The sequence below is a fragment of the Stenotrophomonas sp. YJH_SMC_53 genome (genome assembly GCF_059369995.1).
In genome coordinates, this window is sequence record NZ_JCAFTF010000004.1 from 363,047 (window position 1) to 378,459 (window position 15,413).

A 15,413-nucleotide genomic window follows, 5' to 3' on the forward strand; every position below is an offset into this window, starting at 1 on the left:
CAGTTACAAGGAAGGTGGCCGTACCTGGCCGCGGTGGTCGCCGCGCCTGCGGTCGACATTGGCCGGATCGTCCGGCTCGATACTGTCCGGCAGTGCTGGGGCGTCCGGGCGCACTTCGGCCGGATCGTATGCATCGCCCTGTTCCGCTTTCGCGGGCCGCAGCCATCCGCCGCCCGCCACTACCTGGTTGAGGATGCCATTATCGCCTGCCGCGCCCGGCTTTCCCAACCCGGCGCCTGCATTCTTCCCCAATTCCATCAATGCAGATGGGGACAGCATGTCGGTCGGCAAGGCCTTGGGCAGCATGTCGGCGCCGGGTACCTGCCAGTGCGGCAGCTTCCCGTTCATCCAGGCCACGGCCGGATTCAGCACCGGGCGAACCGCCGAGCGCTTCCAGGAGGGCTCGGCGGTCAGCGGGGTGAAGCCGGCCAGCAGCAGCAGGACCGCCGCGATCAGGCCACCACGCACGGCCCCCAGTACACCGCCCAGCAACCGGTCCAGGCTGGTCAGCATGCTGCGGTGGATCATCGCCTTGATGACCATGCCGATCACCGCAACCACGATCATCACCCCAATGCCCACGCCCAGGTAGCCGCCGACGAAATGTTCGCCGCCAGGTGCCGCGGGTGCCGCCCACCAGCGCGCGGCATCGTTGCCGAAGGCGAAGGCCGCCCACGCGGCCAGCAGCCACGACAACGTGCCGATGACGATTCCCACGAAGCCACGCAGCATCCCGAGCAGGGTCGAGGCAGCGATCACGATCAGCAGCACCACGTCGATCATGGCGCCCCGCTCCTTCGGCGGCGCTGGCAACGGGCCTGCACGTCGGTCATGGGTGCGGTCGGACCATGCCGGCGACGCCAACCTTGGCGGCGACCTGCGCCTTCAGCTGTTCGGCGTCAGCCCGGTTGGCCACCGGTCCGACACGGACGCGATGCAGGGTGCCCTTTTCGGTACGCACCTGCTCGACGAAGGCGCTGAAACCGGCAGCACGGACCTTGTCACGCAGCGCATTGGCATCGCTGGCCTGGCCGAACGCGCCCAGCTGCACGGCGAAGCCGACGCCGCTGGCCGCCGGTGCAGCCGGCGTGGCCGGTGCCGTCGCCGGCTTGCTGGCAGTGGCCTCCGGCTTCGGCTCGGGCTTCGGGGTTTCGGGCTTCGGCGCCGGCTTCGGCGGCTCGGGCTTGGCCGCCGGAGTGGCCGTCGCAGTCGGCGTACTCGGCGGCAGGCTTTCGCTGCGCACCGGGTTGCTGCTGGCGGACGGCGAGGTGGCTGCGGACGGGGTACTGGCGCTTGGCGTAGCCGGTGCCGGGGTAGCTGCCACCGGGGCGCTGCTGCCCGTTGCGGCATCCAGAGTGATCACTTCGGCCTTCACATCGGCGCGGATCTTCACCGCCTGCAGCCGGGCCGCCTCGGCCTGTGCACGGTCGGCATACGGCCCCACGCGCACACGCCATGCCTGACGGCCGTTGATGGTAGTCGCTTCTGCGAAGCCCGGCAGCTGCGAGCGCTGCAGGTAGGCGATCACGGCATCGGCGTCGGCCTTGCTGCCGTATGCGCCGAAAGTGACGGCGTAGTTGCCGGCGGCAACCGCCGGGGACGTGTCCACGGTCGGCGGCGTGGCCGGCGTGGCGGCCTCCTGCAGCGGCTTGGCCTGCCCGGTCTGCAGGCCGGTAGCCCCACCGGCCGGGGCCACCAGCGGCAGTTCACGGGTTTCGAACTGGCCATCGGCCGGTGCATCCGGCGCGGCGATCGGCACCGAGGCCACGCCGCTGTCCGGTGCAGGCCCCTTGACCAGCATCGGCAGGAAAATCACGGCCAGTGCAACCAGCACGATGGCACCAATCAGACGCTGTTTCAGAGGCGTATCCACGTGAGGCGGCAACTGTCCGGAGGTTGCGGTCGATTATACGGGTGCCGGACCGGACGGCGTCGGGATTGGCTGAACGTGGCTCAGGCGCTGCCCTGCAACCACTGCAACGCGGCGGCAGCGGTATGGAAGGAGCCAAACACCAGTACGCGGTCACCGCGCTCGGCCCGGGCCAGTACCTGCGCCAGCGCCTGTTCGACCGAAGCGGCCAGCTGCGCGCTGCCAGCAGCGGTCTCGGCCAGGCGCGCCTGCAACTGGGCGGCACTCTGGCCACGCGGGCCGTCCAGGCCGGCAAGGGTCCACTCGCCAACCACGCCCTGCAATGCCTGCACCACACCCGCCGCGTCCTTGTCCTGCAATGCGGCATACACCGCCAAGGTGCGCCCGGCCGACGCCTCGGCCTTCAGCGCGCGCGCCAGCTGGCCCGCCGCCTGCGGGTTGTGCCCGACGTCGACGCGGATCTGCACACCGCCACGCTCGAACGCCTGCAGGCGGCCCGGAATGCGCGCCGCCGCGATACCGGCGGCCCACGCCGCGCGCGGCACCGGCTTGTCCAGCGCGCGCAGCGCGGCGATGGCCGCACCGGCATTGGCCAGCTGGATCGGGCCGGCCAGCGCCGGGGTCGGCAGCTCCATGCGCAGGCCGACATCGCGCCAGCGCCAGCGCTGGGCGTCGATCGGCTCGTAGAAGTAATCGCTGCCGCCGCGGATCGCGTTGGCACCGACCAGGTAGGCACGCGCGAGCACGCTCGAGGGCGGGTCGGTCTCGCCCAGGATCACCGGCTTCCAGCCGCGGATGATGCCGGCCTTCTCGGTGCCGATCGCCTCGCGGTCCTCGCCCAGCCATTCGGCGTGGTCGATGTCCACGGTGGTGATCACCGCCACGTCGGCATCGACGATGTTGACCGCATCCAGGCGGCCGCCCAGGCCCACTTCCAGCACCGCCAGGTCCAGCCCGGCGTCGGCGAACAGCTGCAGCGCAGCCAGCGTGCCGTACTCGAAATAGGTCAGCGTGGTCTCGCCACGCGCGGCCTCGACCGCACTGAACGCAGCGACCAGCGCGGCATCGTCCACGTCCTGGCCGTCGATACGCACGCGCTCGTTGTAGCGCAGCAGGTGCGGCGAGGTGTACGCGCCGACCTTCCAGCCGGCGGCACGTGCAATGGCTTCGATGAAGGCCACGGTGGAGCCCTTGCCGTTGGTGCCACCGACCACGATGGTGCGCTTGGCCGGCGCCCCCAGGCCCATCGCCGTGGCCACGGCGCGCACGCGCTCCAGGCCCATGTCGATGCTCGCCGGATGCTGGCGTTCAATGTAGTCCAGCCAGTCGGCCAGGGTGGTCGGGGTGTTCGTCACGGCAGCGGTTCCAGCAGAAGCAGTTGGTGCGAGGGGATCGATCAGAGTGCGCGGTGCTTGGCTTCGCCGAAGAACGGCGTGTGGTGCGCGCAGTCGTTCAGGCGCACCACTTCCAGGCTGTCAAGGTCGGCGCCTTCGAGCAGGTTGAGCGTGGTCGGTGCCTGGCGGAAGGTCCACAGGCGGGAGATCGGCAGGCCCAGCACCTTGCACAGGATCACGCGGTTCACCGCGTCATGGGCAACCACCAGCAGGGTGTCGTGCTCGCCGAGGCCGTCGGTGGCGCGGGCCAGGCCGCGCCAGCTGCGCTCCAGCACCAGGCGCAGCGATTCGCCGCCGGGCATCAACACGGTATCCGGCTCCTCGCGCCAGGCCTGCAGGCGCGACGGATCCTTCTCGTGGATCTCGCTGGCCAGCAGCCCTTCCCATTCGCCGTGGGCGATTTCCTGCAGTTCCGGCTCGGTCAGCAGCATGTCGGCACGGGCGGCGCCAAGCGCCAGCTGCGCGGTGCGCTGCGCGCGCGACAGCGGCGAGGCGACGGCACGGGTGATGTCGACCGAGGCCAGGCGGGCACCCAGTGCCTGGGCCTGGGCTTCGCCGATCGGCGACAGCGGGATGTCGATCTGGCCCTGATAGCGGCCTTCGGCGTTCCACGGCGTTTCACCGTGGCGGGCAAGCAGGATGCGCATGCGTGCAAGGGGTCCTGGGGGGAGGAGGTTCCCGCGTTTCGTTCACATCCTGTGAAGTGCGCGGAACACGGATGATACCTGTTCGGCGCGCCGGGTCGGGGCGGGCATGAAAAAACCCCGCGACGTGGGTCGCGGGGTTTCGGAATTCCCGGCCATCGGGTCGGGTTTGCCGGCCAGCGGCCGGCACTACCGCAACCGGTTTATTTCGCCAGGTTCAGTTCCTTCAGCAGCTGCGGCGCCGGCGCCACTTCCTGCATGATCCACTGCATGTAGCGGCTGTCGACGGCGATCATGCGGGTCATCACCGGGTCGAACACCCAGTTGGAGCTGACCGATTCCCAGTTGCCATCGAATGCCAGGCCGACCAGCTTGCCGTTGGCGTCCAGCACCGGCGAACCCGAATTGCCGCCGGTGATGTCCAGGTTGGACAGGAAGTTCACCGGCACCGAACCGATGCGCTTGTCTTCCAGGCCGCCATAACGCTTGGCCTTGACCGCATCGAGCAGCGCCTTCGGCGAATCGAACGGATCTTCACCGGTTTCCTTCGCCGCCACGCCTTCCAGGGTGGTGAACGGGGTGTACTTCACGCCGTCCTTGCCGTAGCCCATGACGTTGCCGAAGGTGATGCGCAGCGACAGGTTGGCGTCCGGGTAGACGAACTCGCCCTGGCTCTTCTTGTAGTCGGCCACGGCCTGCAGGTACAGCGGACGCGCGGTCAGCGATTCACCTTCGCGGATCTTCTTCTGCTCTTCCTGCTTCAGCAGTGCCGGCATGACAGCCACGGCGTACTGGATGGCCGGATCGCTGCTGGCTTCGAATGTGGCACGGTCGGCCTTGAACCATTTCAGGCGTGCGTCCAGGCTGCCGAGCTCGGTGCCCGACAGCTTGCCCACCAGCGCCTTGACTGCGTTGGCATCGCTACCGGCCAGCCACTTGTTCAGCACTTCATTGTCGCGCTGCGCGGCCGGCAGGGCCACGTACTGCTCCAGCCAGTAGGCCTGCAGCTGCTGGTCCATCTTCGCCACATAGCGGCGGTCCATCTGCTTGAGGCCACCTTCGATGGTGGTCAGGTCGCGTTCCTGGTAACCGGCTTCGCGCTCGGCATCCGGCTTGCTGCGCTCGATCGACAGGCGGTACAGGGTGATTGCCGCACCAACGGCCGAGGTGTTGTTGAACTGGCCGACGAACAGGTCGCGCTCGCGGGTCGCCTTGCTGGTATCCAGGTGCTTGACCAGCTGCGCGTGCGCCGCCAGGGCCGGCTTGCCGGCGGCACCCTGCTTCTTCAGCCAGGCCAGCACGGCAGCTTCTTCAGCCTGCTTCTGGCCGGCGGCGTCGATGCGCTTGAAGCCTTCCAGCTGGCCCAGGTAGTTCTTGGCCACGTTGTTCATGCTGGCGGCGGTGGCAGCGTACTTCACCTTGACGTCGGCGTCGGCCTTGCCGGCGTCGGCGATCATCTTCAGCACGGCGTTGTAGTGCTTGGCGATGGTCGGGTAGGTGAAGCTGGCGGTTTCGTTGAACTCACCGGCCAGCGCGTAGCGGTTGGTGCGGCCCGGGTAGCCGGCCACCATCACGAAGTCGTCGGCGCCCAGCGGCTGGTCGGCGAACTTCAGGAAGTGCTTGGGCTGGTATGGCACGTTGTCGGCGGCGAAGGCGGCCGGCTTGCCGTCCTTGCCGACGTAGGCGCGGTAGAACGAGAAATCGCCGGTGTGGCGCGGCCACATCCAGTTGTCGACGTCGCCGCCGAACTTGCCGACGCTGCCCGGGGGCGCGTAGACCAGGCGCACGTCCTTGATTTCCATGTTGCGGAACAGGCGATAGGTGTTGCCGCCGGAGAAGCTGTACAGGCGGCAGCGGAAGCCGGCATCGGCTTCACAGGCGGCAACCTGGGCCTTGTCGAAGGCGTCCAGCGCGCGACTGCGGGCCAGCGGGTCGTTGCCGGCGGCGGCGATGGCGGCCTTGGCCTGGGCGGTGACGTCGGTGATCTGGTCGAGCACGAACACGCGGGCGTTCGGGCCGGCGCTCAGTTCGTCCTTCAGGGTCGGCGCGTTGAAGCCGTCCTTGATCAGGTTCTTCTGCGCGGTCGAATTCAGCTGGATGGCGCCATACGCGCAGTGGTGGTTGGTGACCACCAGGCCCTGCGGCGAAACGAAGCTGGCAGTGCAGCCCCCCAGCGCAACCACCGCACCCATCGGGTCACCGGTCAGGTCGGCCAGCTGCTCCGGGGACAGCTTCAGGCCGGCCTTCTGCAGCGGCCCGGCAATTTCCGGCAGCTGCTGCGGCACCCACATGCCTTCTGCGGCGTGGGCGACCTGGACCAGCCCAAGGCTGGCGACGATGGAGAATGCAAGCAGGTTCGAGCGCATGGAGCGGCCCCTGGTAGTGGAACCCTCGATTGTAGCCCGCCGCCCTGCCCCGGCCCGAACCCCGGAAGTCATGGGCCTGCTTCTTGCTCTGCGCACATCGGCCGCGCACACGGAATCGTCCAGAGGGGGCGTGGTCACCCTGCCCCGGAATCAGGGAGGCGCCGCTGTTCGCAGTACGTTCGAAACGCCCGCCGGCGCACGCCTTTCGTTCCGCCACTGCACCCGCAGCGCAACATGGGAAATCCGCGCGGCACCCTATAATCCGCGCTTTCCCCCTGATGAGTTCCACCCCGATGGCGCAGCAAACGATGAAGGCCCTGGTCAAGCGCGAAGCAGCCAAGGGCATCTGGATGGAAGAGGTTCCGGTGCCGACTCCGGGCCCCAACCAGGTGTTGATCAAGCTCGAGAAGACCGCGATCTGCGGTACCGACCTGCACATCTACCTGTGGGACGAGTGGAGCCAGCGCACGATCAAGCCGGGCCTGACCATCGGCCATGAATTTGTCGGCCGCATTGCCGAAATCGGCCCGGGCGTGACCGGCTACGAGATCGGCCAGCGCGTCTCGGCCGAAGGCCACATCGTCTGCGGCCACTGCCGCAACTGCCGCGGCGGCCGCCCGCACCTGTGCCCGAACACCGTCGGCATCGGCGTCAACGTCAATGGCGCCTTTGCCGAATACATGGTGATGCCGGCCAGCAACCTGTGGCCGATCCCGGACCAGATCCCGTCGGAGCTGGCCGCGTTCTTCGACCCGTACGGCAACGCAGCGCACTGCGCACTGGAATTCGACGTGATCGGTGAGGACGTGCTGATCACCGGCGCGGGCCCGATCGGCATCATCGCTGCCGGCATCTGCAAGCACATCGGTGCGCGCAACGTGGTGGTGACCGACGTCAACGACTTCCGCCTGAAGCTGGCCGCCGACATGGGCGCCACCCGGGTGGTCAACGTCGCCAACCAGTCGCTGAAGGACGTGATGAAGGAACTGCACATGGAGGGCTTCGATGTGGGCCTGGAAATGAGCGGCAACCCTCGTGCGTTCAACGACATGCTCGACTGCATGTACCACGGTGGCAAGATCGCCATGCTGGGCATCATGCCCAAGGGTGCCGGCTGCGACTGGGACAAGATCATCTTCAAGGGCCTGACCGTGCAGGGCATCTACGGCCGCAAGATGTACGAGACCTGGTACAAGATGACCCAGCTGGTGCTGTCCGGCTTCCCGCTCGGCAAGGTGATGACCCACCAGCTGCCGATCGACGACTTCCAGAAGGGTTTCGACCTGATGGAAGAAGGCAAGGCCGGCAAGGTGGTATTGAGCTGGAATTGACCAACGCCGCACGCGATGGGTGGGTGCCGAGCTTGCTCGGCACACCTTGAAATTGAAAAAGGCGCCCGATGGGCGCCTTTTTCGCAATGCGTGCCAGGCAAGCCTGGCACCTACCGTAACGCCTGCGGCGTTACTTGCCGACGGCCACGGTCAGCAGCACGCGGCTGTGTGCCAGCTTGCCCGAGTTGTCACGGCCATTGCCGTCGGTACCGTAGTAGCCCAGGCCGACGTTGAACAGGCCGAACTGGCGGCTGACGCCGACGTTCCAGTCGGTGTAGTCCTTGGCCAGGCCCTTCTCGAAGCTGCTGCGGCCGACATTGGCGTTGAGGGTGAAGTCACGCGGCAGGCCCCACTGGCCGCCGACACCGTAGTACCAACCGTCGGTGCCGCTGTTCCACTGGTCATTGGTGTAGGCCACGGTCAGCTTGTAGGTCTCATCCAGCGTGGTGGTGGTCACCAGCTCGTTGTAGTTCTGGTTGCTGGCACCGATGTAGGTATAGCGGTTCAGCAGCACATCGAAGTTGACGCGCGGGGTGACGTCCACGCCGTAACCGATCTGGTAGTCGACCTCGGTGTTCGGGTCGCCCGGACCAAAGTCCACGCCCGAACCCCAGACACCGGCATACAGGCCGACCGGCGAGGTGTAGGTGAAGCCCGCCTGTAGGGTCGGCTTTTCGTCGGTCTGCGAGACACCACGGAACAGGTAATCGGAAACGGCGGTGACGTTCCAGCTGTACGGCGATTCGTTTTCCTGGGCACTGGCGGCGAACGGGGCAGCCAGGGTCAAGGCAGCGGCAATGGCGAGGCAGGCACGGGCGTGCTTCATGAGCGTCTCCGGTGGGGGCGGTGGCGTGGAAGGCCGAGGGCGGGCGTATCGGCCGGAACGGGACAGCTCCGGTTCACGAATTTTTAACCACTTTGCTATTGCGATGCAACATGTGCCGGCCGTGGCGATGCCCCGCCCGGGCCGGTCGGCAAGCGGCGATGCCCGGTAGAATCAGCGGTTTCCCGTTCAGAGCCGTGCCCACGCCATGACCGACGCCTCCTCCGCCCTGACCCGCCACTACGCCGAGGAACTGGACGCCATCCGCGCCCAGGGCCTGTTCAAGTCCGAGCGGATCATCACCAGCCCGCAGTCGGCCGAGATCACCCTCGACGACGGCCGCAAGGTGCTGAATTTCTGTGCCAACAACTACCTGGGACTGGCCGACCATCCGGACCTGATCCAGGCCGCCAAGGACGCACTCGATACCCACGGCTTCGGCATGGCCTCGGTGCGCTTCATCTGCGGCACGCAGGACCTGCACAAGCAGCTGGAAAAGCAGATCGCCGACTTCTTCGGCAAGCAGGACACCATCCTGTACGCGGCCTGCTTCGACGCCAACGGCGGCCTGTTCGAGCCGCTGCTTGGCGAGAACGACGCGATCATTTCCGATGCACTGAACCATGCTTCGATCATCGACGGCGTGCGCCTGTGCAAGGCCAAGCGCTTCCGCTACGCCAACTGTGACATGGCCGATCTGGAAGCCCAGCTGCAGGCCGCCGATGCCGCCGGCTGCAAGACCAAGCTGATCACCACCGACGGCGTTTTCTCGATGGATGGCTTCATCGCGCCGCTGGACGAGATCACCGCGCTGGCAAAGAAGTACAACGCCCTGGTGCACATCGACGAATGCCACGCCACCGGCTTCCTTGGCGCCACCGGCCGCGGCTCGGCCGAAGTGAAGGGGGTGCTGGAGAAGATCGACATCATCACCGGCACTCTGGGCAAGGCCATGGGCGGCGCACTGGGCGGCTTCACCTGCGCCAGCGCCGAGGTGATCGAACTGCTGCGCCAGCGCTCGCGCCCGTACCTGTTCTCCAACTCGCTGCCGCCGCACGTGGTGGCCGCCGGCATCAAGGCGTTCGAAATGCTGGCTGCCGCTGACGACCTGCGCAGCACCCTGGCCGAGAACACCGCCTACTTCCGCGAGAAGATGACCGCCGCCGGTTTCGACGTGAAGCCGGGCGTGCATCCGATCAGCCCGGTGATGCTGTATGACGCACCGTTGGCGCAGAAGTTCGCCGAGCGCCTGCTGGAAGAAGGCATCTACGCGATCGGCTTCTTCTTCCCGGTGGTGCCCAAGGGCCAGGCCCGCATCCGTACCCAGATCAGCGCCGCGCACAGCCGCGAGCACCTGGACCGGGCGATTGATGCGTTCACCCGCATCGGTGTCGAACTGGGCGTGGTCAAGGGCTGATCGCCCCGGGGTCGGATCCCCACGGGTAGCGCCGGGCCATGCCCGGCGGTTTCCCGATAGCCGTGCTATGCGCTCGCCGGGCACGGCCCGGCGCTACCGAAATGACGCGCGACGCGCGTCATTTCTTTTTCTTCTTGCCCTTCGGCTCTTCCTTGCTGGCCACCACTACCGGCTTGGCGGCAGCGTCCTGGCCATTGCCCTTGGCAACGCGGATTCCGTTGGCCTTCATCCAGGCATCGAACTCATCGGCGGTCATCTTCTTGTCGCCGTTGCTCATCAGGAAGCGGTAACTGCCGCGACCATCCAGCTCCGGGGTCTTCACTTCCACCACCGGGGTCTCGGCAGGCGTTTCCGCCTTGGCCACCTTCTTGTGGCCGCCGCAGGCGGCCAGCAGCACCATCGGCAGCAGCAGGCCTGCACAGCGCAGGGTTTGATTGAGGGTCAGGTGGTACATGGCAGGCTCCGTTCGGGAATGTCGACAGCCAGGCGCCCCCTACGCCTGGAACGGCGGCCGGCAACTGCCGGCCACGGGCGATGATCAGCCCGGTGCAGCGGCCCCCAGCCGCTGCTGGTCGCTGACCTGCAGAACCCGCCACTGGCCCTTGCCGAGATCGCCGAGCACCAGCCCACCGATCGCGACCCGGACCAGGCGCAGCACCTGCAGGTCGAAGGCCGCCAACAGGCGGCGGATATGGCGGTTGCGGCCCTCGTCGAGGACCACCTCCAGCCATGCGGTCTTGTCGCCACTGCGCAGTACGCGCACGGCACGGGCGGCGAGGAGCTCGCCCGCGTCTTCGACACCGGCGCGCAGCGCGGCCAGGGTGTCCTCATCGGGCAGACGATCCACCTGCACGTGATAGGTCTTCTGCGGGCCGGTATCCGGATCGGTCAGGTGCGCCGCCCACTGCGGATCATTGCTGAACAACAGCAAGCCTTCGCTGGCCTTGTCCAGGCGCCCGACGGGCGCGATCCACGGCAGGCCGGCACCATCGAAGCAGCGATACACGGTGTCGCGACCACGCTCGTCCTGCGCCGTGGTGACCACCCCGCGCGGCTTGTTGAGCATCAGGTACAGGCGCTGCGGCGCCCCCATCGGCTGGCCGTCGACCTCGATCGGCGGGGGCGGACTGGCAATCGGGAACTCGGGATCACGAACGATGCGGCCGGACACGCGTACGCGGCCCTCGGCAATCCAGCGCGCGGCCTCGCTGCGCGAGCACACACCCGCCTTGGACAGCACGCGCGCCAGGCCATGGCGCACGCCACTGGAGACATCCGGAGTCGCACGCCCACGCGGTGCGCGGGAGCGGGCGGCGGGGGCGGCAGGTGGGCGGCGCGTGCGCAAGCCTCTGCTCCCCGCGGCGCTTACTTCTTGTCGACCGGCTTGGTCTCAGCCGGTGCTTCGGCCGGGGCCGGAGTGGCGGCCGGAGCCGGACGCGCCTTGACCACGCGAACGCCGCGCGCCTTCATCCAGGCGTCGAACTCTTCGGCGGTCATGCGCTTGCCGTTCTGGCTCATGTCGAAGCGCCAGGGCGTGTTGTCGAATTCGGTCTGCGGCTTGTAGGCCGCCGGATCGTTCGGCTTCACCGCCGGTGCGCTCGGAATGGCCTTGGCGATGTTCTGGCAGCCGTCGATGCGCAGGCGCTGCAGCACCTGGTCCAGCGACTGCGACGGATCGTAGTTGCTGCTCAGCACACCGGCCGGCATGCCCAGCTGGTTGCCACGGATGTACAGCTCGTCGGCCACTGGCGCGATGGTCGTGGCCGGCAACGGCAGCGGCGAGGCGCTGGTGTTGACCGAGCAATCGACCGCAGCGTGGGCGGCGGGAACCAGGGCCAGCGCCAGGACGGCGGCCGATGCAGAGCGCAGCATGAGGGGCATCCACGGAAGGAAGTGACGCGGCGAGTTTAGCAATGCCGCGTCAGCTTTCAAGCGCCACTTTCAATGAATACGACAACTTATTGGTTTTACGGAGAAAAGACCGACGAACGGTTGCCTTGCCGCGTCACAGGCGAGCGTCCTGCCCGCAGAAACAACAAGACCCGGCCGAAGCCGGGTCCTGCTGTGTCCTACGGGCAGAGCGTCAGAACTTAGTTCTGGACGTTCAGCTCGGTACGACGGTTCTTGGCGCGACCTTCCGGGTTGTCCGAACCATCCGGGTTGGTGTTCGGAGCAATCGGACGGCTCTCGCCGTAGCCGATCGGGCCGACCAGGCGACCGGCGTCAACGCCGTTCTTGGTCAGGTAGTTGTACACGGCGGTAGCACGACGCTCCGACAGCTTCTGGTTGTAAGCGTCGGTACCCTTCGAGTCGGTGTGACCGGCAACTTCAACGCGCAGATCCGGGTAACGCTTCAGGATCTCGGTGGCTTCGCTCAGGATCGCCACGGCGTCCGGACGCAGGTTCGACTTGTCGAAGTCGAAGTTGACGCCCTTCAGGTCGATGGAGACCGGAACCGGGCAACCGTCCGGACCGATGGTCTGACCCGGCTGCGAGTTCGGGCACTTGTCGTCGCAGTTGTTGACGCCGTCACCGTCGTCGTCCAGGTCGGCGCAGCTCGGGGCAACCGGAGCCGGAGCCGGAGCAGCCGCGACCGGAGCCGGGCCCAGCGGGATCACGACGCCGACCGAAGCCAGCACGTCGCCGAACCAGCTTTCGTCACGTGCGGCGATGCTCTGGTCGTCGAAGTCAGCGCGGTAGGCCACTTCGGCGCGGACAGCAACACGCTTCTCGAAGGTGGTCTGCAGGCCGACGCCCAGCTTGGCAGCAACATTGCCGTCCTTACGCTGGCGCGGGCCGTTGTTGTCGAGCGCAGCGTACTCTTCTTCCGACTTCTGGTAGCCCAGGCCACCGACGATGTACGGGTTCCAGCCGCGGCCTTCCTTGATGAAGTGGCGACGCAGGTCCAGCGAGACGCCGTACTGCGACCAGTTCAGGTCCTGGTTGCTGTCGAAGTTCGGGTTCTGGTAGTTCAGCTCACCGTCCAGCGACCAGTTCGGGCTGATGAACTTACCCAGGCCCAGGGTCACGAACGGAGCGTCATTGGTCAGACGGTCGCTGTCCTGGAAGTTGAAGCCGGCCGAACCGGTCAGGTACCAGCGGTCATCGAACTCCTGCGCAGAAGCTGCCTGGGCGAAAGCCAGGCCGCCCAGCAGCGCGGCAGTAAGGATCTTCTTGTTCATTGAGTACAGCTCCTATTTCGGGGGTATGAAACCGGTAGAGGCATGGGCCAGCACTAGTGCGTCGATGTTCGACAGCCGATTCAGCACGCCACCGCCGCGAACATTATGCTCAGGCGGGTGAAGGCCATGTTAACAGTCCCGTAACATGTGAAGTGTTGCGCCCGACCGTCCACCGGTCCGACGTTGAAACCCTATACAGGATTATGAAAATCCGCAAGACCCACACGCTGCAAGGGTTTGACGGGGTTTAGGTGCGAGAAGCGACATATTGCGCAACGTGCTGCATCACACGGTTCAGCGCGTCTGAGGAAACGTGAGGAACCTTATGATGGGATCACGAACCCAGCCGGAGCCGTGATGAAAGCCGTCGCCCTGAGTCGTGAATACGCGCCCGCCCTGCGTGATGTCCTCCTGCCACCGCCGCTGCCTCCTCGCGGCCGCGATCTGCTGGTGCGGATCGAAGCGGTTTCGGTCAACCCCGTCGATGGCAAGCAGCGGGCCGCCACCGATCCGGCCACCCTTGAGGTTCCCCGGGTGCTCGGCTGGGACGCAGCCGGCGTGGTCGAAGCCATCGGTGACGAGGCCAGCCTGTTCGCCTCCGGTGACGAGGTCTACTTCGCCGGTGACGTGACCCGACCGGGCTGCAACGCCCAGTACCAGTGGGTTGATGAGCGCCTGGTCGCCCGCAAGCCGACCACGCTCGATTTCGCTGAAGCGGCCGCGCTGCCGCTGACCACTCTCACAGCCTGGGAACTGCTGTTCCAGCGCATGCCGCTGCAGCTCGATGGCCGCCGCCACGTGGGCCAGCACCTGCTGGTGATCGGCGGCGCCGGCGGCGTCGGCTCGATGGCGATCCAGCTGGCACGCCATGCCGGTTTCGAGGTGATCGCCACCGCCTCGCGCGAGGCCTCGATCGACTGGTGCCGACAGATGGGGGCCGCGCATGTGATCGACCATCGGCAGACACTGCAGCCCCAGTTGCAGGCGCTGGGCATCGATGCGGTGCAGGTCGCGCTCAATCTGGCCGACACCGACCACTACTGGGATGAACTGGGCCAGCTGCTGGCACCGCAGGGCCACGTCGGCCTGATCGTCGAGCCGCGGGGTGCACTGCGCATCGGCGATCCCTACAAGGCCAAATGCATCGGCATCCACTGGGAATTCATGTTCGCGCGTTCGCGCTTCGCCACCGCCGACTGCATCGAACAGCACCGCATCCTCAGCCGTGCGGCCAGCATGATCGATGCCGGCCAGCTGCGCGGTACGCTCAATGAGACGCTGGGCACGATCAATGCGGCCAACCTGGACATCGCGCATCAGCGCCTGGCCAGCGGGCGCACGGTGGGCAAGCTGGCGCTGGTCGGCTGGGACGACTGACGCCGCAGTGCGGAGCCGATCAGGGGCTCGGCTCTACACCACAGCCTCTACGCGGGATCGACGCTACCTGTAGCGGCGGATTGGCCGGCATCTGTATCTATGGATGACGCAGAAACGGCGATACGGTGGAAACAGATCCCCGCCCCCCCCGGACCGCCATGCCCACCGCCCTGCCCTTGCGCCTGCTGCAATTGATCACCGGCCTGTTCCTGTACGGCTTCGGCGCCTCGCTGATGATCCGCGCCGCCATCGGCGTGGCACCCTGGGATGTTCTGTCGCAGGGCATCGCCGCGCAGACGCCGCTGTCATTCGGCCTGGCAACCAATGCCATCGGTGCATTGGTGCTCCTGCTGTGGTGGCCCCTGCAGCAGAAGCCGGGCCTCGGCACCGTGCTCAACGTGATGCTGATCGGCCCCTCCGCACAGTTCGGGCTGTGGCTGCTGCCGCCGGCCGTCGGCCTTGGCTGGCAGCTGGCGATGTTCTGTGCCGGCATGCTGCTGGTGGCGCTGGCCACCGGCCTGTACATCGGTGCCCGCCTTGGCCCGGGGCCACGCGATGGCCTGATGACCGGTCTGCATGCCCGTACCGGCTGGCCGATCTGGAAGGTGCGCAGCCTGATCGAAGGCAGCGTACTGCTGCTGGGCTGGTGCCTGGGCGGCAATGTCGGCCTCGGCACCCTCGCCTTCGCCCTGCTGATCGGGCCGCTGTGCGGAGTGACGCTGGGCTGGTTCGGGATCGGTCGGCCTGCTCCGGTAGTGCCGGCCGCTGGCCGGCAACCGCAATCGCCCTGAGTTGACCGCAATGCCGGCCAGCGGCCGGCACTACCGCCCCCGCAGTTCGGGGGCAGCGCCGCAGGCGCGGGGGTTGGAGGCCGGTGAGTGGGGCCCGCGATTCGCGCAGCGAAACGCGGGAGCGACAGCACGCATGTGCCGAGCGCACCCGGCCAGCGGCCGGCACTACCAAACCGTCAGACAGCGGCCAGCCCTCCCAAAGAAGCGGCCCTTGCCCC

14 protein-coding genes are annotated in these 15,413 nt (G+C 67.1%); 4 read left to right on the forward strand and 10 right to left on the reverse strand.

The genetic code is table 11. The features are described 5' to 3' along the window. Positions 1–3: 3 nt before the first annotated feature. From AC5P7X_RS08880 to AC5P7X_RS08900, 5 genes are all read right to left on the reverse strand, one after another. Positions 4–783 carry a CvpA family protein gene (locus AC5P7X_RS08880; protein ID WP_053500135.1) on the reverse strand — a complete coding sequence of 260 codons (780 nt, stop codon included), beginning with the start codon at positions 781–783 and terminating at the stop codon, positions 4–6. A gap of 46 nt (positions 784–829) precedes the next feature. Beyond that, positions 830–1,873 (reverse strand): SPOR domain-containing protein, encoded by a 1,044-nt coding sequence (locus tag AC5P7X_RS08885; protein ID WP_069138935.1) that lies wholly within the window; start codon positions 1,871–1,873, stop codon positions 830–832. Positions 1,874–1,953: 80 nt separating this feature from the next. Next, positions 1,954–3,225, reverse strand: a complete 1,272-nt coding sequence (folC, locus tag AC5P7X_RS08890) for a bifunctional tetrahydrofolate synthase/dihydrofolate synthase (protein WP_070490517.1) — start codon at positions 3,223–3,225, stop codon at positions 1,954–1,956. 41 nt (positions 3,226–3,266) lie between these two features. Next, a complete protein-coding gene (locus AC5P7X_RS08895) occupies positions 3,267–3,911 on the reverse strand; it encodes a histidine phosphatase family protein (protein ID WP_005415444.1) in 645 nt (214 codons plus the stop codon). A gap of 200 nt (positions 3,912–4,111) precedes the next feature. Continuing rightward, positions 4,112–6,274, reverse strand: coding sequence for a S46 family peptidase (locus AC5P7X_RS08900; protein ID WP_005415443.1), 2,163 nt, complete (start codon positions 6,272–6,274; stop codon positions 4,112–4,114). 308 nt (positions 6,275–6,582) lie between these two features. On the opposite strand from AC5P7X_RS08900, the gene tdh reads away from it, so the two are divergent. After that, on the forward strand, positions 6,583–7,605 hold the full coding sequence (gene tdh / locus AC5P7X_RS08905) for an L-threonine 3-dehydrogenase (protein WP_005415442.1): 1,023 nt from the start codon (positions 6,583–6,585) through the stop codon (positions 7,603–7,605). 130 nt (positions 7,606–7,735) lie between these two features. Here tdh and AC5P7X_RS08910 read toward each other — a convergent pair whose 3' ends face one another. Next, on the reverse strand, positions 7,736–8,431 hold the full coding sequence (locus AC5P7X_RS08910) for a TorF family putative porin (RefSeq protein WP_111176494.1): 696 nt from the start codon (positions 8,429–8,431) through the stop codon (positions 7,736–7,738). Between the two features lie 205 nt (positions 8,432–8,636). Here AC5P7X_RS08910 and kbl point away from each other — a divergent pair, with 205 nt between their 5' ends. After that, positions 8,637–9,845, forward strand: a complete 1,209-nt coding sequence (kbl, locus tag AC5P7X_RS08915; protein WP_005415440.1) for a glycine C-acetyltransferase — start codon at positions 8,637–8,639, stop codon at positions 9,843–9,845. Between the two features lie 118 nt (positions 9,846–9,963). Here kbl and AC5P7X_RS08920 read toward each other — a convergent pair whose 3' ends face one another. The 4 genes from AC5P7X_RS08920 to AC5P7X_RS08935 all read right to left on the reverse strand — a co-directional run bounded on the left by AC5P7X_RS08920 (position 9,964) and on the right by AC5P7X_RS08935 (position 13,027). Next, positions 9,964–10,299, reverse strand: a complete 336-nt coding sequence (locus AC5P7X_RS08920) for a hypothetical protein (RefSeq protein ID WP_053501208.1) — start codon at positions 10,297–10,299, stop codon at positions 9,964–9,966. A gap of 84 nt (positions 10,300–10,383) precedes the next feature. Beyond that, a complete protein-coding gene (locus AC5P7X_RS08925; protein ID WP_495214738.1) occupies positions 10,384–11,190 on the reverse strand; it encodes a pseudouridine synthase in 807 nt (268 codons plus the stop codon). A 20-nt stretch (positions 11,191–11,210) separates the two neighbouring features. Continuing rightward, complete coding sequence (locus AC5P7X_RS08930) at positions 11,211–11,717, reverse strand: hypothetical protein (RefSeq protein WP_005408235.1); 507 nt, start codon at positions 11,715–11,717, stop codon at positions 11,211–11,213. A 218-nt stretch (positions 11,718–11,935) separates the two neighbouring features. Beyond that, entirely contained in the window at positions 11,936–13,027 is a 1,092-nt protein-coding gene (locus tag AC5P7X_RS08935; protein WP_049416163.1) for an OmpA family protein, read from the reverse strand. A gap of 357 nt (positions 13,028–13,384) precedes the next feature. Between AC5P7X_RS08935 and AC5P7X_RS08940 the strand changes: the two genes are divergently transcribed. Both AC5P7X_RS08940 and yczE read left to right on the forward strand, forming a co-directional pair. Beyond that, positions 13,385–14,404: a zinc-binding alcohol dehydrogenase family protein gene (locus AC5P7X_RS08940; protein ID WP_329841342.1), complete on the forward strand. Its 1,020-nt coding sequence runs from the start codon at positions 13,385–13,387 to the stop codon at positions 14,402–14,404. Between the two features lie 158 nt (positions 14,405–14,562). Beyond that, complete coding sequence (yczE, locus tag AC5P7X_RS08945; protein WP_171957862.1) at positions 14,563–15,195, forward strand: membrane protein YczE; 633 nt, start codon at positions 14,563–14,565, stop codon at positions 15,193–15,195. The last annotated feature ends 218 nt before the right edge of the window (positions 15,196–15,413 follow it).